This window comes from Streptomyces sp. SX-6 (assembly GCF_059089585.1).
The window spans coordinates 36913-54472 of the sequence record NZ_JBTHHU010000020.1; the positions used below are offsets into that span (position 1 = coordinate 36913).

At 73.9% G+C, this 17560-nt stretch carries 13 protein-coding genes; 8 read left to right on the top strand and 5 right to left on the bottom strand.

Features of this window, described 5'->3' with window-relative positions; genetic code table 11:
• Positions 1-64: 64 nt before the first annotated feature.
• Genes ACV530_RS23060 through ACV530_RS23070 form a run of 3 tightly spaced genes read left to right on the top strand, consistent with a single transcriptional unit; the run spans position 65 to position 3745 of the window.
• On the top strand, positions 65-910 hold the full coding sequence (locus ACV530_RS23060; RefSeq protein WP_494334509.1) for a 2,3,4,5-tetrahydropyridine-2,6-dicarboxylate N-succinyltransferase: 846 nt from the start codon (positions 65-67) through the stop codon (positions 908-910).
• A 51-nt stretch (positions 911-961) separates the two neighbouring features.
• The gene (locus tag ACV530_RS23065) at positions 962-2161 is read left to right on the top strand and encodes an acyl-CoA dehydrogenase family protein (protein ID WP_494334510.1); all 1200 of its coding nucleotides are present in this window, start codon (positions 962-964) and stop codon (positions 2159-2161) included.
• Between the two features lie 12 nt (positions 2162-2173).
• Complete coding sequence (locus ACV530_RS23070) at positions 2174-3745, top strand: AMP-binding protein (protein ID WP_494334511.1); 1572 nt, start codon at positions 2174-2176, stop codon at positions 3743-3745.
• A gap of 29 nt (positions 3746-3774) precedes the next feature.
• On the opposite strand, the gene ACV530_RS23075 is transcribed toward ACV530_RS23070, so the two are convergent.
• Positions 3775-5322 carry a CocE/NonD family hydrolase gene (locus ACV530_RS23075; protein ID WP_494334512.1) on the bottom strand — a complete coding sequence of 516 codons (1548 nt, stop codon included), beginning with the start codon at positions 5320-5322 and terminating at the stop codon, positions 3775-3777.
• A gap of 138 nt (positions 5323-5460) precedes the next feature.
• Here ACV530_RS23075 and ACV530_RS23080 point away from each other — a divergent pair, with 138 nt between their 5' ends.
• The gene (locus ACV530_RS23080) at positions 5461-6048 is read left to right on the top strand and encodes a hypothetical protein (RefSeq protein ID WP_494334513.1); all 588 of its coding nucleotides are present in this window, start codon (positions 5461-5463) and stop codon (positions 6046-6048) included.
• A 16-nt stretch (positions 6049-6064) separates the two neighbouring features.
• Here ACV530_RS23080 and ACV530_RS23085 read toward each other — a convergent pair whose 3' ends face one another.
• A complete protein-coding gene (locus ACV530_RS23085; protein WP_494334514.1) occupies positions 6065-6340 on the bottom strand; it encodes an acylphosphatase in 276 nt (91 codons plus the stop codon).
• Between the two features lie 85 nt (positions 6341-6425).
• On the opposite strand from ACV530_RS23085, the gene ACV530_RS23090 reads away from it, so the two are divergent.
• The 3 genes from ACV530_RS23090 (at position 6426) to ACV530_RS23100 (ending at position 8872) form a co-directional block, all read left to right on the top strand.
• Positions 6426-6812, top strand: a complete 387-nt coding sequence (locus ACV530_RS23090) for a MerR family transcriptional regulator (RefSeq protein ID WP_494334515.1) — start codon at positions 6426-6428, stop codon at positions 6810-6812.
• Between the two features lie 148 nt (positions 6813-6960).
• Entirely contained in the window at positions 6961-8115 is a 1155-nt protein-coding gene (locus ACV530_RS23095) for a site-2 protease family protein (protein WP_494334516.1), read from the top strand.
• Between the two features lie 112 nt (positions 8116-8227).
• Positions 8228-8872, top strand: coding sequence for a CBS domain-containing protein (locus ACV530_RS23100; protein ID WP_494334574.1), 645 nt, complete (start codon positions 8228-8230; stop codon positions 8870-8872).
• A gap of 8 nt (positions 8873-8880) precedes the next feature.
• Here the strand turns inward: ACV530_RS23100 and ACV530_RS23105 are convergent, their stop codons facing one another.
• Positions 8881-14886, bottom strand: coding sequence for a WD40 domain-containing protein (locus ACV530_RS23105; RefSeq protein ID WP_494334517.1), 6006 nt, complete (start codon positions 14884-14886; stop codon positions 8881-8883).
• Between ACV530_RS23105 and ACV530_RS23110 the strand changes: the two genes are divergently transcribed.
• Positions 14863-16053 carry an ArsB/NhaD family transporter gene (locus tag ACV530_RS23110; RefSeq protein ID WP_494334518.1) on the top strand — a complete coding sequence of 397 codons (1191 nt, stop codon included), beginning with the start codon at positions 14863-14865 and terminating at the stop codon, positions 16051-16053. The genes ACV530_RS23105 and ACV530_RS23110 overlap by 24 nt on opposite strands.
• On the opposite strand, the gene ACV530_RS23115 is transcribed toward ACV530_RS23110, so the two are convergent.
• Both ACV530_RS23115 and ACV530_RS23120 read right to left on the bottom strand, forming a co-directional pair.
• Entirely contained in the window at positions 15945-16898 is a 954-nt protein-coding gene (locus tag ACV530_RS23115) for an inositol monophosphatase family protein (protein WP_494334519.1), read from the bottom strand. The two genes, ACV530_RS23110 and ACV530_RS23115, sit on opposite strands and share 109 nt — an antisense overlap.
• Positions 16879-17553, bottom strand: a complete 675-nt coding sequence (locus ACV530_RS23120) for a hypothetical protein (RefSeq protein WP_494334520.1) — start codon at positions 17551-17553, stop codon at positions 16879-16881. Before ACV530_RS23120 ends, ACV530_RS23115 begins: the two co-directional genes overlap by 20 nt.
• Between the last annotated feature and the right edge of the window lie 7 nt (positions 17554-17560).

Genomic DNA, 17560 nt, shown 5'->3' on the forward strand with positions numbered 1-17560 from the left:
GCCCCATCAGGCGAGCACCGGGTTTCTTTCGTTCAATTTTCAATTTGGGAAAGCGTTGGGTGCAATGCGCAACCACGGCGCCGACACGGCGATGCTGCAAAGCGAGATCGAAGAACTCTGGAAGCGGCGGGACGAGATTCCCCTGCATTCCCCCGAGGCCGTCGCCGCCGTCGACGCGGCGATCGGCCTCCTGGATTCGGGCCGTGCACGCGTCGCCGAGATCACGGACGGCGATGTCGTGGTCCACGAGTGGCTGAAGTCCGCGATCCTCCTGCTGTACCGGCAGGCCACGCCGAAGGAAATGCGGTTCGGCCCGTTCGAGAGCGCCGACAAGATCCCGCTGAAGTCCGGGACCGGCGGCAACGGCGTCCAGGTGTCGCCGGGCGCGGTGATCCGGCGGGGCAGCTACCAGGCACCGGGGTCGGTCGTCATGCCGAGCCACATCGGCATCGGCTCGTACGTCGGCGAGGGCACCCTGGTCGACTCGTGGGTCGGCATCGGCTCGTGCGCCCAGGTCGGCAGGAACGTCCATCTGTCGGGCGGGTGCGGTCTGGGCGGCATGATCGAGCCGCCGATGGCCAAGCCCGTGGTGATCGAGGACGACGCCTTCATCGGCGCCCGCTCGATGGTCTACAGCGGCGCCCGGGTCGGCGAGGGCGCGCTCCTGGGCGCCGGTGCCCTGCTGACCGACACCATTCCGGTCATCGACGCCGCCACCGGGGAGGAGCTCAGCCGTGGCGTCGTCCCGCCGTGGACGGTCGCGGTGCCCGCGAGCCGTCCGCGCGAGTTCGACGGCGGCACCTTCGGGCTGCCGTGCCTTCTGGTGATCAAGCATCTGAAGAAGGGCGAACGCCATGACAAGGCCAAGCTCAACGATGCGGTACGCACCCAGCCCCCTCCTGCCTTCTGAAGTCCAACCCGCTTCCCTGCACGCCGACTTGATGGAAAGGGACTCCTTACCGTGTCCGCCAACGGCATCACCCCGGTCCTGAACCGCCACCCCGAACTCGAAGATCTCCGCTCCCGGCTCACGGGCTTCCTGGACACCCACCTGCCCGCACCGGTCTGTGAGGAGGACGCACGGCCCGACTGGCTCGCCCTGCGCCGGCACGCCGCGGACGCCGGGCTCACCGGCATCGACCTCGCCTCCCGGAACGGGTACGGCCGGGTGGCCCAGGGTGTGGCCATGTTCCTCGCGGGGCAACGGGATTGCGACGCCCGCGAGGTCTTCAGCTCGGGGCACGGCGCCATGGCCATGCACTACGGGACGCCCGCCCTCGCCGACCATGTCCGTGAACAGGTGGTCCGCGAAGGGAAGTTGGCGGGCGTGGCGTCCAGCGAACCCCACTCCGGATCGGACCTGCGCGGCTTCAGGAGCGTCCTGGCCGACCACGGTGACCACTACGTCCTGTCGGGCTCGAAGGGGCTGATCAGCCGGGTCGAGGAGGCCTGCGGGTTCGTCGTCTTCGCCAAGATCGTCGACCGCGAGGAGGCCGGTACGGCCGACCTGCGCCGTATACCGCTGTCCGCGGTCTGGGTGCCGATGGGCACCAAGGGCGTCCTGACCGAGACCACCGACCCGCTGGGCATGCGCGGCTGGAGCTTCGGTTACCTGCACTTCGTCGAAGCCCGGGTGGACAAGGGGCACCTCCTCGGCACGCCGGGCGACGGCCGCCTGATCTTCGACACGCACTTCTCCGCGTGGCGGCTGATGATGGCCCTGGTCTGCCTCGGCGCCGCGTCGGCCTCGATCCAGGAGGCCGCGGCCCGTACCCGCGCCCGGAACGTGGGCCGTGTGCCGCTGGCCTCCATCCCCTCGGTCGCCGCCCGGACGGGAACGGCCGCCGCCGAGGTCGAGGCGGCCACCGCCTGGTGCTTCGCGCTCCTCGAGCGCATCGACCGGGGCGACGTCGACGCCGCCGCCTGCTCGGCCGCCAAGGCACTGGCCACCGACACCGCCTACCGCGCCGTCGACCTCGCCCTGCAACTGCACGGCAGCGAGGGCTACACCAAGCGCACGCCGATGGAGAAGCGGCTGCGGGACATCCGCGGGCTGCGCATCGCCGACGGCCCCAACGACACGCTCTACAGCGTGCTGGCCCACTCCCTGCTGGCCGGGGAGCCGCAGGCCGAGGACGCCCACGCCCTCGCGCGCCACTGAAGGGGACCGTCCATGCCGACCGCCGTACAGCCCTTCCTGACCTTCCGGACCGAAACGGAAGAGATCCTCGACGCCCTGGGGGCGCGCCCCGGGCAGGAGGCCCTGCTGCACCAGGGGCGCTCCGTCACCGCGGGCGAACTGCGCGATCTCACCCACCGGTTGGCCCGGGCGCTGCATGCCCGGGGCATCAACCGCGACCACACCGTCACCCTGCTGACCGGCAACGCGCCGGAGGCGGTCGCCGTGCGCCACGCCGCGGGGCTGGTCGGCGCGCGGGTCGACCAGCTCTATCCCAAGCTGTCCGCCGACGCGCAGGCCGCCATGGTCCGCGGCGTCGAGACCCGGGTGCTGGTCGTCGACCCCCAACACGCCGGCCGGGCCGCGGAGATCACCGCGCAGGTCCCGGTGGAGACCGTCCTGGTGCTCGGCCCCGGGGAGACGGGCCCGGACCTGCTGGCGGAGGCCTCCGGCCACCCGGCCGGCCCGTTCCCCTCCCTGGCGCGGCCGGAGGACGTCCGTACCATCCGCCACTCCGGCGGCACCACGGGCGCCTCCAAGGGGATCTGCGTCACCTACGGGCAGGCGCGCCCGTTCGGGCCCGACCTGCCCGGCACCCCGCAGGACCCGCCGCGGCTGCTGGTGTGCACCACGCTCGCCCACGCGGCCGGGCTGATGACCGACAAGGTGCTGCGGGCCGGCGGCAGCGTGGTGCTGCTGGAGGAGTTCGATCCGGCCGCCGTGCTCGGCGCGATCGAACGGGAGCGCGTCACCGATCTGTTCCTGATGCCGCCGCTGCTCTACGAGCTGACGGACCATCCGCTGGCGGAGCGCACCGACATCTCCACTCTGCGCCGCCTGAGCTACGGGGGCTGCCAGGCCTCCCCCGCCCGACTCGCCGATGCCATACGGGTGTTCGGGCCGGTGCTGGTCCAGCTCTACGGGCAGCACGAGGCCGGCATCGTCACCGTCCTCGACGCCGCGGACCACGATCCGCGGCGTCCCGACCGGCTGCGGTCCGTCGGCAGGGCCGCCCCGGGGTACGAGGTGGCGATCCGTGACGCGTCGGGCCGGGATCTGCCCGCCGGTGAGCACGGCGAGATCTGCGTGCGTTCCGCGTCCCTCATGCAGGGCTACTGGAAGCAGCCCGAGCTGACCGCCTCGGTGCTCAAGGACGGCTGGCTGCACACCGGTGATGTCGGGTTCCTGGACGACGAGGGGTATCTGACCGTCGTCGACCGGCTGAAGGACCTGATCAACACCGGCCGCGGCCATGTCTACACCTCCGACCTGGAGGACGTGCTCAACTCCCATCCGCACGTGCGGCAGAGCGCCGTCTTCGGCGTCACGGGCGAGGACCGGGTGGAGCGTGTGCACGCCGTGGTCGTGCCCGTGCCGGACCGCCGGCCCGACGCGGACGCCCTGCGCGCCATGGTGCGGGAGCGGCGGGGCCCGGTGCACGAGCCGTCCTGCATCACGTTCGCCGAGTCGCTGCCGCTGACCGATGTCGGGAAGCCGGACAAAAAGCTGCTGCGGCAGCGCGCGGAGGCGGCGAGCGCCGGCGCAACCGGCCACCACGACCGCTGAATTGCCTTCGGATGGCCAGACCTTCACCGCTATGCGATCGGGGACGGCAGAACCGGAAGGCGGAGGACGGAGGCCCTGTGCGCGTCATGGAAGATTTCCTGCTCCGCGGGGAGCAGGACGCCGCTGTGGTCGAGCAGTTCCGCGCTTCCGGTGTGCCGTGCGATACGCGGGTGACCGCCACTGCAGATGTGCACGCGCAGCCGGTGTCCGGCGCGGAAGTGGTGTGCCACCGGCCGGAGTTCGACCTCGATCCTGTGCACGCCGTCGGCGTCGGCGGGGCCGCGGTTGGCGGGGGTGACGCGGCGGAATCCTTCGCACACGGCGACCGAGGCACCGTCGGGGTGCACGTCGCACAGCCGCACGCCGCAGTCGGTGTGCGGCCGCGAGGACCGCAGGTGGATCTCCGCGGTGACCGGACCGGCCACGTCCATCGGGGCGGTGAGCGGTGCGCCGGTGTAGGTGAGGACGTCGGCGCGGGCCTCGAACGGCCCGCAGTCCTCGGGCCCGGGAACGGGTGTGGGGTCGGCCGGGTCGTAGCGGTAGCGGCGCGGTTCCCCGGCCGCGGGCGGTACGGGGCCCAGTCCCCCGCCGGACCGCAGGTACCAGGGTCCGGTCACCGCCTCGGGTGGTGGCCAGTCGGGGCGTTCGCGCCATACCCCGGCCCCGGTGACGAAGTACCGCACGGGCAGGCTGCGCAGGGCCGGAGCCCCCGTCAGGTGGGACCGGAAGAAGGTGGCGGCCTCGCGCAGCGCCACCGCCAGCAGGCGCCGGTCGCAGTGGTGCCAGGGGCCGATGGTCAGGTACGGCCGGTGTCCCGCGGCGCACAGGTCCTGGTGGTCGCGGAGCTGGCCCGGGAGGAGGACGTCGTGCCAGCCGGCCACGAGGTGCACCGGAAGGGTGGTGCGTCCGACGTAGCGGCGGGCGTCGAGCCGGGTGCGCAGGGGGCTGCCGGGGCCGGCACCGGCGAGCAGTTCCTGGTACAGGGGCAGGGTCGCGCCGCCGGTCGTGGTGTCGAGTTCGTGGAGGGGACGCCCCGAGGCGAGGGCGCGCCGTACGCGCTGCGGCAGGGTGGGCAGCCGTGTACGGTCGCGGCCGGCGCACCAGGTGAGGCCTGCCTCGAGGGCGAACGCCCCTCCGGGGTAGGCGGCGTCGGCCAGTGACGACGCGGCGGTCCGGACGGACATCGCCCGGCAGTCGGGCACGCCGTGGGCCAGCGGCCACTGCGCATGGCCCGCGGTGCCGGTGCCGTACAGGACGAACGTGCCGTCGTACCAGGGCTGTCGGCGGAGCCAGGCCACCGTGGACAGGCCGTCCTCCCGTTCGCTCGCGGGGTCCTGGAGGGTGCCCCGGGACGCGTGCCGGGTCTCCTGGACCAGGACGTGGAAGCCGTGGCGGGAGAAGTACCGGCCGTGGACCAGCCCCGTGGGCAGGCGTCCGTCGGGGGAACGGACGAGCACGGTCGGTCCCGTGCCCCCGGCGGGCGGGCGGTAGTAGTCGGCGGGCAGGTGCGTGCCGTCGGCCATCGGGACGGGAATGCCGCGCCGGGTCATGAACGGCACGGGGTCGGTGTGCGTCACGGGGATTCCTTTCCGGACCTGACGGCTCGCCGTGTGTGCTGGTTTACCGTCCTTTGCGACCCTGCGTGTCATTCTGTGCCGCGGGGCGGGACCCGTCGTATCAGGAAGCCGTTTCCGCCACTGCACAGGAGAAACGCCATGCCCCGTACCTCCCTGCTCGCCGTTGCCGTCGCGGCCGCGGCCCAGCTCGTTCTGGTCGCCCCGCCCGCCGACAGCGCCGTCGCCGCACCCGGGCCCGACGGGCCCCCGGAGCACAGCCGTCGTGCCGTGCTGAGCTGTGAGGTCCACACCCCGCGCGACCACCCGGTGACGTTCACTCCCCCGCTCGGCCGGGAGCCGCGCCGGATCACGGTGCACGGCACGCTGTCGCTGAGCGACTGCGTCGCGCGGGACCGGAGGCTGACGCGTCTGCGGTCCGGGTCGTTCGCCTTCGACGGGAGCGGCGAGGCCAGTTGCACCAGCGCCCGGGACTTCCGGGGCGAGGGAACACTCACCTGGCGCGACGCGGACGGGCGGACGGTGGGCACCTCGACCCTGCGGCCGGACGGCGCCCGGCTCGACAGCTACAACCCGGGGGACATCCTGCTGGCGGGCCATGTGACCCGGGGCCTCCTGTCCGGTGCGCGCGTGGCCGGCAGCGCCACCCCCACCAGTGATGTGAGCAGGTGCCTGCAGGGCGGGCTGCACAGCATCCGCGGCCGGGGCTCGGTGGCCTTCCTGCGCTGACCGCCGCTGGCCGCGCTCACGCGGTGGGACGTACCTCGAAGCCCGTCAGCCCCTCCGGTTCCTGCGGCGTGACCGCGACGTCCCGGACGTCCGCACGGGGCGGACCGTGGCCGGCCCACCGGGTCATGCGCTCCACGGCGTCGGCGGGTCCCTCGAAGACCGCCTCCACGGTGCCGTCGGCCCGGTTCCTCACCCAGCCGGCGACGTCGAGCCCAAGGGCCTCCTGGCGGCAGGTGTCGCGATAGAACACGCCCTGGACCGTGCCGGAGACGATGACGCGTGTACGGATCATTGGCTGTCTCACCTCGGGTACGGGTATACCGCGCGGGCAGCCCCCTGACCCGGCATCAACTCGGCGTCTCCGTATGCTCGTACACATGCGCATAGGAGAGCTGTCCGAGCGTACCGGCACGCCCCGCAGGCTGCTGCGCTACTACGAGGAGCAGGGGCTGATCGTCGCCGACAGGGCACCGAACGGCTATCGCGAGTACGACGAGCGTCTGGTGGACCGGGTCCTGCAGATCAGGGGGCTGCTCGACGCCGGTCTGCCGACCAGGATCATCCGGCAGATCCTTCCGTGCCTCGACAAGCCCCGGGTCATCCACTTCTCCGACGCGACGCCGGAGATGCTCGCCGCGCTGGAGCACGAGCGCGACCGGATGACCGAGCGCATCCTGTGCTTGACCCACAACAGGGACGCGATCGCCGACTACCTCGAGGTCGTGCGCGGGAAACGCTCGGCGCCTGATCACGCGACGGCCTGATCGCGCGGCGCTCCCCGGCACGGATACGCCCCCGCGCACACTCCCGGCTGCCCCTGTGCGGACCGGCGGTGCGGGCGGATGATGAAGGTGTGAGGTCCGCTCCGGCCGTGCGTGCCGCGCAGAGTGAGGCTGCGGCCGGGGCCGAACCATGGGCGAGGCGGCAATGGGCGGTTCCGTGTCACTGGGGAGGATCCTCGGCATACCGCTGCGGGTTCACTGGAGCGCGCCCGTCCTGATCCTGTTCCTCGGCGTCGGGCTCGCCGGGGGCACGCTGCCCGTGTGGGTGCCGGGGCGGTCGGCGGGGGTCTACGACGCGGCGGGGCTGGTCGGGGCGGTGCTGCTGACGGCGAGCCTGCTGCTGCACGAGGCGGCGCACGCGGTCGCCGCGCGCCGGGCCGGGATCCAGGTCCTGGACATCACGGTCTGGGGGCTGGGCGGGGTCACCCGGCTGGGCCGGGCCGCCACGGCGCGCACCCAGTTCGTGGTGGCGGTGGTGGGGCCGCTGACGAGCCTGGTGGTGGGCGGTCTCGTGCTCGCGGCGGGCTTCGGGGTCGCGCACGTCCTGCGCTGGCCGGTACCGGCGGCCGTGCTGGTCTGGGCGGGCGGGGCCAATCTGCTGCTGGGCCTGTTCAATCTGCTGCCGGCCGCGCCCCTGGACGGCGGGCGGATCCTGCAGTCGGCCGTGTGGTGGCGCTGCGGCGACCGGTCGCGTGCGCAGCGCGTGGCGGGACGCGGCGGGCAGGCCGCCGGGTTCGTGATGATGGCCGCGGGCTGGATCATGCTCACCCGTGGTGCGGGCGGCGAGCTGTGGCTGATGCTCATCGGCCTGTTCGTCAGCGTGTCGGCCACGGCCGAGATCCGGCAGGCGGCGCTCGTCGCGGCGCTGGAGGGGGTGCGGGTCGCCGACGCCATGACGTCGCCCGCCGTCCCCGAGGCCGACTGGCACACCGTGGACCGTTTCCTGGCGGAGGTCGTGCCGAGGACGCGGCGCCCGGCGGTCCCGCTGGTGGGCTTCGACGGCCGCCCCAGCGGGGTTCTCGAGCTGCGCAGGCTGCTCGCGGTGCCGCCGTCGCAGCGGGAGGAGGTACGGGTGCGCGACGTGGCCATGCCCATGGAGCGGTGCACGGTGGCGGCGCCGGAGGACGATCTCGTCGCGGTGCTGGACCGCGCGGCCCCGGCGGTGTCGCCGGTGATCCTCGTCCTGGAGGAGGGCCGGCTGGTCGGCACGGTCTCCGGGGAGGACATCGCGCGGGTCGCCCGGCGCCGGATGCCCGATCCGGGCGGTGGCGGCCTGCGGATCTGACCGGGTACGGCCGGGAGGGACGCGGCACCGGGGCCTGCCGTGATGTGCGAGGCTGAAGGCGGTCCGGACGGCCGCGGCGGCCATCCGGTGTGTGTGAGGGGACTGGGAAATGTTGCAGCACAGGACCGTGGGTGACCTGATGACCCACTCGGTCGTCCGCGTGCAGCTCGGGACGCTGTTCACGGAGATCGTTCGCGTCCTGCAGGAGAACGACATCACCGCCGTGCCGGTGGTGGACTCCGAGGACCGGCCGCTGGGTGTCGTCTCCGAGGCCGACCTGCTGGCGAAGGCGTCGCGGCAGGGCGATCTCGCCGGATCCGCGCCGGAGGCCGGGAGCGGCGCGGCGCGGGCGAAGCACGACGCGACGACCGCCGAGGGCCTGATGACCAGCCCGGCGGTGTGCGCGCGACCGCACTGGGGCGTCGTCGAGGCCGCCCGCGCCATGGAGGAGCACCGCATCAAGCGGCTCCCGGTGGTGGACGACGAGGAGCGCCTGGTGGGGCTCATCAGCCGCAGCGACCTCCTTCGGGTGTTCTTGCGCACCGACAACGCCGTGCGCCAGGAGATCGTCGAGGACATCCTCGTCCGCACGCTGCACGAGCGGCCGTCGAGCGTCGGTGTCGAGGTGAGCAACGGGCAGGTGCGGCTGAGCGGTTCGGTGACGCGCGAGGGCGTGATCCCCGTGCTCGTGCGGATGTGCCGGAGCGTGGACGGCGTCGTCAGCGTCGAGCAGCACCTTTCCGCGGAGCGCGACTAACCCCCGGCTTAGCCCCCGGCGGGTCGGATCGCGGATTCCGGCGCCAGTCGCCGTAGCCCGGGCAACTGGTCGTCGAGTTCGCCCGGCTCGAAGCGGCACATGCCCACCACGTGCCAGAACTCGCCCGCGATGTCGCCCTCGTACTTGTAGCCGCCCGAAGGGGTCAGCGCCGCCCAGCCGCCCGGTACGCCGATCAGGGTGGCCCGGGCCGAGGGCGCGCCGTCGGGGGGCACGGTCCACAGGCGTACGGTGCCGTCCGCGCCGCCGCTGGCCAGCAGGGAGCCGTCGGGGCTGAAGGCGAGGGCGAGGATCCGGCCGGTGTGCCCGGTCAGGCAGCCGGCCTCGTCGCCGGTGAGGGGGTTCCACAGGCGGACGGTCCGGTCGTCGCCGGCGGTGGCCAGCAGGGGGCGCAGCGGGTGGGCGGCGGCCGTCCACAGGCGGCCGGTGTGCCCGGTGAGCCGGTGCACGGGGTTGCCGTCGCGCCAGACGATGGCCTGGCCGTCCCAGGAGGCGCTCGCCAGCCAGGAGTCGCCGGGGCCGAAGACCACCGCGTAGACGCGGTCGGCGTGGCCGTCGAGCTGGGCGGTCAGGCGGCTGACGGCGAGGTCCCACAGACGGACGTAGCGGTCGTCGCAGCCGGTGGCCAGGCCGGAGCCGTCCGCCGTGAACGCGATGGAGCGCACCCGGCCCCGGTGCTGGGCGAGGGTCGTGACGTGCGCGCCGGTGCTGCGGTACCACAGGCGGACGGTGTCGTCGTCGTTCGCGGTGGCGAGGAGTTCGCCGTCGGTGCTGAAGGCCTCGGCCCACACGTGGTCGGTCTCGGCGTCGATCTCCCGCTGGTACTCGCCGGTGCGGGCGTTCCACAGGTGGACGTCGCCGTCGCTGCTGGAGGTGGCGAGGACGGGTGTGCCGGGGCTGAACACGGCCGAGACCAGGCGTTCGTTGCGGCCGGTGAGCTCGCGTACGCGGCGGCCGGTCGTGGGTTCCCACAGGCGTACGGTGCCGTCGTTGCCGCAGGCGGCGAGCCGGCTTCCGGTGGAGTCGAAGGCGAGGCCGGTGACCTTGCGCCCGTGGCCGCGCAGGATGCGGCGGCCCTGTCCGGTGGAGGTGTCCCACAGGCGTACGACGCCCTCGTTGCCGACGGACACCAGCAGCGGGCCGGGGTCGGGGGCGCCGGTGGCCGGGCGGAACCGGCAGGCCCAGACGGATCCCTGATGGTCGTCGGGCTGCCGGCCCAGCGGGACGGCCGACCAGCCGCCGGACTGCTGGGTGACGCGCCACAGGCGTACGGTGCCGTCGCTGCCGCCGGCGGCGAGCATGGTGCCGCCGGGGTCGAAGATCACCTGGTAGACGGCGCCGGCGGGGTTGGCGGCCGGGGGTGCGGCGGGGGTGCCGGTGGCCGGGTCCCACAGCCGGACCTCGCCCTCGGTGTCGCCGCTGGCGAGCAGCCGGCCGCCGGGGTGGAAGTCCAGGGTGTACACGCGGCCCGCGTGGCCGGTGAGTTCGTGGCGCAGCCGCTGGTCCGCGACGCTCCAGATGCGGACGGTGCCCCGGTCGTCGTGTCCCTTGTCGCCGGTGGCGATCAGGGTGGCGTCGGGGCTGAAGCGGGCGCGGTAGACGGCGCCACGGTGGCCGGGGAGCGTGCCGACGAGGCGGCCGGTGGCGGTCTCCCAGATGCGGACGGACGCGGCGGCGTCGCCGGTGACCAGGAGGGTGCCGTCCGGGCTGAAGACAGCGGTGTAGACCGGTGCGCGGTGGCCGGTGAGGCGGTGGGTGACGGTGCCGGTGCGGACGTCCCACAGGGTGACGGTGCCGGCGCTGTCGCCGGTCGCCATGCGGTCGCCCGAGGCGTCGAGGGAGACCGGCCACACGCCGTCGGGGTGGACGTGGAGGGTGTGGCGGCAGGTGCCGGCGACCGGGTCCCACAGCCGGACGATGCCGTCCGCTCCCCCGGTGGCGAGCACGGTGCCGCGGAACTTGACGGCGTAGACGCGGCCGGTGTGTCCCTGGAGGGTGCGCAGGGCGGTGCCCGTCGCCGCGTCGCAGACGAGGACGCCGCCGTCCTCGCTGCCGAGGGCGAGGAGTTCGCCGCCGGGGCTGTAGGAGACGGGCTCGGGGAGACGGCTGGTGCGCATGTCGAAGCCGTAGGGGACGCCGACGGCGGAGGGCCGGAACCCGGCCTCCGCGGACAGCCCGGGGGCGACGGCGGCGAAGCGCAGTTCCGGGGTGTCCAGGGTGACGGGGTCCACCGCCGCGTTGATCAGTGCGGCCTGGTGCCAGCGGCTGCCCTCGACGCGGACGTCGTGCAGGGTGGTGCGCACCAGGCGGGCTCTGCGCAGGTCCGCGCCGCGCAGGTCCGCGCCGGTGAGGTCGGCGTCGTCGAGGCGGGCGCCGGCGAGCCGGGCGTCGCGCAGGACCGCGCCGGAGAGCCCGGCCCCGGTGAGGCTCGCGTCGGTGAGGTCGGCGCGGGTCAGGTCGACGCCGGAGAAGTCGCGGTGGGAGAGGTCCTCGCCGGCGAGGACGGCGCCGCGCAGGTCGGTGTGGGCGGGCACGCGGAGCCTGTTGAGTATCTTGACGGCGTTGGCCCGGGCGATCTCGTCGCCCTGGCGGCCGTCGGCGGCACCGTCCAGCGTGCGCTCCGCCCACTGCTGGCAGGTCCGGTGGTCGGCGATGTCGCAGAGGAACTCGACAGCCAGCTGGGTCAGTTGGCGGCGGGCGAGCAGGCTCGTCCCGCCCTCCTCGCCCCGGCCGAGGCGCTCGGCGGCCTCGCGGGCGACCAGCCACTCCACCACGGAGCCGTGGATGAACTGGAACAGCCCGTCGTCGGTGCGCACGAGCAGGCTTCCGGAGCCGACGGCGTGCGCGGCCTGCGGCACGGAGAGCCTGCTGTCGGCGAGTTCGGTCAGGGTCTCGGCCACGTCGTTGAGTTCGTCCAGGCGCAGGGCGCTCTCGCCGCTCTTCCACAGGCGCAGGGCGAGGGTCGTCACGGCCCGCCAGAGCTGGCGCATGCTGAGGCCGGGGGTGCTGCCGGGGCCGCCGCGGCCGCGCTGTTCCTCGAACTGGAGCCAGGAGGTGAACACTTCCTCGTACAGTCCGGCGGGGCTCAGGGCGCGGCCGGCGCCCGCCACGGAGCGCAGCCGGTCGTGGTCGAGGTCGGCGACGAAGCTGAGCAGGCGGGGGTTGCGGCACAGGGCGAACAGGTCGGGGATGCCCTCGAGGAGCCGGACGCGCCGGTCGGCCCGGGTCTCGTCGCCGTAGCGGTTGACGAGGTACGCGCGGATCTGCCGGGGGGTGAACTCCTGGAGGGCCAGCAGGCGGCGCTGCGGGAGCAGGCCGACGCGCTCGCCGAGTGCGGTGAGCACCTGGGCCTGGGAGCGGAAGTGCTGGGTGCGGCTGGTGACGATGATCTTGGCGTTGTCGACCGCGGCGTCGAGCAGCATCTGCAGGTGGTCGGCGGCCCGGTCGTAGCTGACCTGGTTGACCAGTTCGTCGAACCCGTCGAAGAGCAGGACGAAGCGGCCCTGGCGCAGCAGGTAGCGGAAGGCGCGCAGGTCGATGCTGTCGACGCCGTGGGTGGCCAGGTGTGCGGCGACGAGTCCGTCGAGGCTGTGGGCCTTGTCGAGGGTGCTCAGCTGGATCAGCAGCGGGGAGAGCCGGGGCAGTTCGGCCGGGATGCGGCGGGCGAGCTCGCGCAGGGCGAAGGTCTTGCCGTGGCCGAACTCGCCGAGCAGCAGCACGAAGCGGCCGTGGTCGGCGTCGAGGAGCCGCAGCAGGCCGTCGACGAGTCCGTCGCGCTCGACGGCTCCGGGGCGTTCGATCTCGCGGTAGCGCTGCGGGAGGTAGAGGCCCGGGGGGTACTGGAGGTCGGTGGTCAGCCGTTCGGTCTGGGCCGTGACGTAGCCGCGCAGGTCCAGCAGTCCCTGGAACTCGGTGAAGCTGCGCACGAGGACGCCGCCCCGGCGGGCGTGTTCGCGCAGTTCGCGCGAGGGCGGCGGGCCGTCGTGGACGAGTTCGGCGTCGGCCTCGGTGCTGGAGGCGTAGATGTGGCCGATGAAGCGGTCGATGTCCTCGGCCTGCGGGGTGCCGGTGCACACGGCCACCCGCTGCTGCCGTACGAATCCGGATTCGGTCCAGGTGACGAGCAGGCCCGGGGTGTCGCCGGGGATGCGGCGCAGGCGTACGTCCGGGTGCCGGATGCGGCAGACCTCGGCGACGCGGTCGACGAGGGCGTCCAGGCTGCTGCCGACGGTGCGGCCGGCCTCGGGTTCGGGGGTGTCCGCGCCTTCCGGGTCCGCGGCGGCCTCGGGCTCCTCGGGTTCGGCGTCGGGGGCGGACGCGGGCAGGGGCGGCCCGAAGACGTGCCGTACGTCGCGCCAGGCGCTGTCGTAGCGCCAGGGTTCTCCTCCGGGGCGTTCGGGCCAGCGGGTGAGGCCGTCGCGGGTGATCTGCAGGAGCTGGTGCCGGGCGGGGGCGGCGGCGCCGAGGAGCGGCAGCTCGCCGGAGGCGAGCGGCAGTACGGCGGGGGCCGCCGGGGCCGCGGAGGCGGATCGCGGGTTGCCGGCGGGCCCGTGCAGCAGCAGGTGCAGGCGGGGGCCGGTGAGCCGGGCGAGCACGGCGCCGTCGCGCAGCGACGTGTGCGACGCGGTGGTGCGGCCGGTGCCGGGGTGCCGGTGCGCGTCGGGCGGGTGGCGTACGGCGCCCAGCCGCAGCCAGCCCTCCTGCTCGTACGGGCGCAGCGCCTGGGCGAACCAGGCGGCCTGTTCGGCGCCGAGCTGGGCGTGCCGGTCCTCGGGCCGGTGGCTGAACGCCATGGTGGAGTTGAGGCCGGCGACGACGGTGCGCAGGGCGGGGACGGGGAACAGGCTCCAGGGCTGGTCGCTGTCGAAGACGGCGTCGAGGCCCTGGTAGAGCTCGCGGAACAGCCGCGCGTAGTGGCGCCACTTGGGCCAGTACGGGGGCCGGGGCTGCATCTCGTCGGCTTCGCAGGAGCTGAAGTAGGCGCGGCTGGCGGCCTGGTTGACGTCCTGGCCGCCGGGCACGACGGCCAGGCGGTCGGCGGTCAGGCCGAGCCTCGAGCGCAGTCCGGTCAGGAAGGTCAGGGCCTGGTCGCATTCGCGGGGGCTGCCGGAGGCGGTGAGGTCGCCGGTGACGACCATCAGGTCGGGCGGGGGCGCTCCGGCGTCGGTGAGTTCGACGAGGTCGCTCCAGACGGCGGCCTGGAGTTCGGCGGGTTCGGCGCCGCGGCCGAAGCCCGGGCCGGCGAGGTGGAGGACGCAGACGGACTCCCGGGCGTGGGTGCCCCCGGGGGCCGACGGGTAGCCGGGCGGTGCGGCCGGGCGGCGGCGGCCGGCCCAGCCCGGGCTGCCGGGCCGGCCGTCCGGGAAGGCCTGCGTGGGGAGGGCCTGCGGGACGCCGGGCAAAGGCGCGGGCGTCCCGGCCGCGGTGCCGGGGAAGCCCGGGTGCCCGTCGGGCCGGGCGCGGCCGGCGAGGGCCTGGCCGATGCGGGTCAGCAGCAGCTCGCGGGCGTGGCCGGCGTCCTGGACGCCGACCAGGTCGACGTAGGTGATCGTGGCGAGCAGGCCCTCGACGGGGATGTCCTCGACGCGGACGGTGATCAGCCGGCGTTCGGGGGTGTCGGGGTCGGCGCGCAGGGCGGCCTGCCACTCCATGCGTCCGTAGCGGGAGCGTTCGTAGCGGCGGGAGAGCACGGCGATCACGGCGGCGGATTCGCTGACGCCGCGGTCCATGAAGTCGACGAAGTTCGTCCCCGGCACGAAGTCCCAGGCCTGGAGGACGGTGCGGTATCCGGCCTCCTCCAGGGTCCAGGCGATCCACGCCGCCCACTGCTCGTCCGCCGGCGAGTAGCTGATGAAGAAGTCCAACGGCCGCTGGTGTGCGAGGAGTTCCCGGCGCTCGACCATGGACACCATGGTACGGATCGTCAGGTCCGGGGTCATCGCATCGTGCGCAACGTGTGCGATGCTCTGCGGGTGGATGCCCTGAAACGTCTGCATGTGCTGGACTGGCTCGCGGGCGGCGTGCTGGCGTGCGGGCTGCTGTTCCTCGTCACGGGCCTGCTGCCCGCGGATCCGGCGCGGGAGGCGATGGTGCGGATCGCGCCGTTGCTGGCGTTCCTCGGCACGGTGATCGTGCTGGCCGAGCTGACGAGCCGGGCCGAGGTGTTCGACGTGGTGGCGTCGGCCGTGGCGCGTGCGGGGCGCGGGAGTTACGGGGCGCTGTTCGTGCTGTGCGTGGTGTTCGCCTCGGTGACCACGATGACGCTCAATCTGGACACGACGGCGGTGCTGCTGACGCCGGTGATGCTGGCGCTGGCGTCGCGGGTGGGGATCGCGCCGGTGCCGCTGGCGATGACGACCGTGTGGCTGGCCAATACGGCGAGTCTGCTGCTGCCCGTGTCGAACCTGACGAACCTGCTGGCGGCGGATCGTGTGGCCTTGTCCACGACGGGGATGGCAGCGCGGATGTGGGCGCCCCAACTGGCGTCCGTCGCCGTGACGATGGGGTGCCTGTGGCTGTTCTACTGGCGCCGCGGGCGGCGGGGTGCGGAGTCGTACGTTCCGCCCGGTGCGCACCGGCCGGGCGATCCGGTGCTGTTCCGGGTGTGCGCTCTGGCCTGCGCGGGTTTCCTGCTGGCCATACTGCTCGCGGACGTGCCGCTGTGGGCGGCGTCGCTGGCCGCGGCCGTGGTGGCCGTCGCGGCGTTCGCGGTGCGGCGGCGGGAGGTGCTGCGGCTGTCCCTGGTGCCGTGGCGGCTGCTGGTGCTGGTGCCCGGTCTGTTCCTGGTGGTGGAGACGGTCGACGTCAACGGGCTGCACCATGCGCTGTCGGCGGCGGTGGGACGGCAGGACGGGCTGCTCGGGATGGCGCGTGCGGCGGCGGTGGGCGGGGGGATGTCCAACGTGCTGAACAACCTGCCGGTCTATCTGGCGGGGGAAGCGGCCGTTCCCGCGGGGAACCACGATCAGTTGCTGGCGCTGCTCATCGGCACGAATGCCGGTCCGGTGATCACGCCGTGGGCGTCCCTGGCCACGCTGCTGTGGTTCGAGCGGTGTCAGGCCCAGGGGGTCGGGGTGCCGTTGACGCGCTTCATGGGCACCGGTGCGGTGCTGGCGACGGGGGCGGTGGCGTCGGCCGTGGCGGTGCTCGCGGCGACGCGGTGATCGCCGACCAGCTCGAGGAGTGCGGGGAGGTCCTCGGGCCGTGCGGCGACGAAGCTGCGGCCGGTGTCGGGGCCCGTGACCCCGCCGCGGAACGGGCCGCCGTCCAGGGCCCGTAGCTCCACGCCCGCCTCGGCGGCGAGCAGGGCCCCGGCCGGCAGGTCGACGGCCTCCGGGCGGTAGCCGACGAAGCCGTCGATGTCGCCGCGGGCGAGCATGCACCACGTCAGCAGGGGTGCCCAGAGCTGGAGGAGCCGGCGCGACCGTGCCTCGAGCGCGTCCTTGAGGGCATGTGCCGCGGGGTCGTCGCGGGTGACGGCGTACCCCTGGGTCCAGGCCAGCAGCGGCCCGCCGGACGACGGCCGGCGGCCGGCGGCGCGCAGCCGCCCGTGCGGTCCGTACGCCCCGCAGCCGCTCGAGGCGCTCCAGGTGCGGTCCACGACGGGCTCGTGCACCACGCCGACGACGGGCACGTCGTCGACGCACAGCGCGATGCCGACGACATAGGCGGCCAGGCCGATGACGACGTTGTTGCTGCCGTCGAGCGGGTCCACGAGCCAGGTGCGGCGGGTGGCACCGGCACCCCGCGCCCCGGACTCCTCGGCGAGGATCCGGTCGTGCGGGAAGCGTGCGCGGATGCGCCGCACGATCAGGTCCTCTGCCAGGGTGTCGAGTTCGGTGACCACGTCGCCGCGGGTGCCCTTGGCCCTGATGCCGTAGTCGCTCCCGAACCGGGTGCGCAGCAGCGCGCCGGCCTCGCGTGCCGCGGTGGTCGCCAGGTTCCGTTCCGCCGCGAACCGTGCGGCCGGGAGGGGGACTTCGTACGCGTCATCGGTGGTGAGGAGCATCGATCCTCCTGAGGACGGTGCGGGCGGCCCGTGCGGTCTGCGCGGCGTCCCACCGGTGTCGTACCACCCGGTGGCCCTGGCCATCCACGGGCCCGAGGGAGAGGTCGCGGCACCCGGGCCGCGAGCGGCCGAGTGCCAGGGTGGCCGCCGCGTTGCCGCCGGGCAGGAGCGTGGTGTGGAACTCCCCCGCGGGGTGGGCGTAGATCTCGCCCGTGCCGCTGGTCAGCGCGGGTTCGGGCACGCAGGTCACCAGGCGCGGGGTCGGCCGGATCTCGTCCACGCCGCAGGGGTCGCTGTGTATCTCGAAGATCCGGTGCGTGGCCCGTTCCCGCTGTTCGCGCACCTTTACGGGCTGATTGGCCACCCGGCCGTACAGCACGCAGCTGATCAGATCCCAGCTGTGGGCGTGCACGGGCGAGGTGGTGAGCTCCTGCGGTGTGCCGGGGGCGTCGAAGGCGTGGACGCAGACCCCGCGGTCGCCGTCGCGGGCCACGGGGAAGCACAGGAATCCCAGCGGATGGCGGACGGCGCACAACTCGCGCCGCCCCGCGGCGATGTCGTCCAGTGCGGAGGCGGCTCCGCACAGCAGGTGCCCGGCCCCGTCGGCGCGGCCGGCGGCCTGTTCGAGCCATTGGTAGTCAACGGGGCAGGGCACGGCGGGG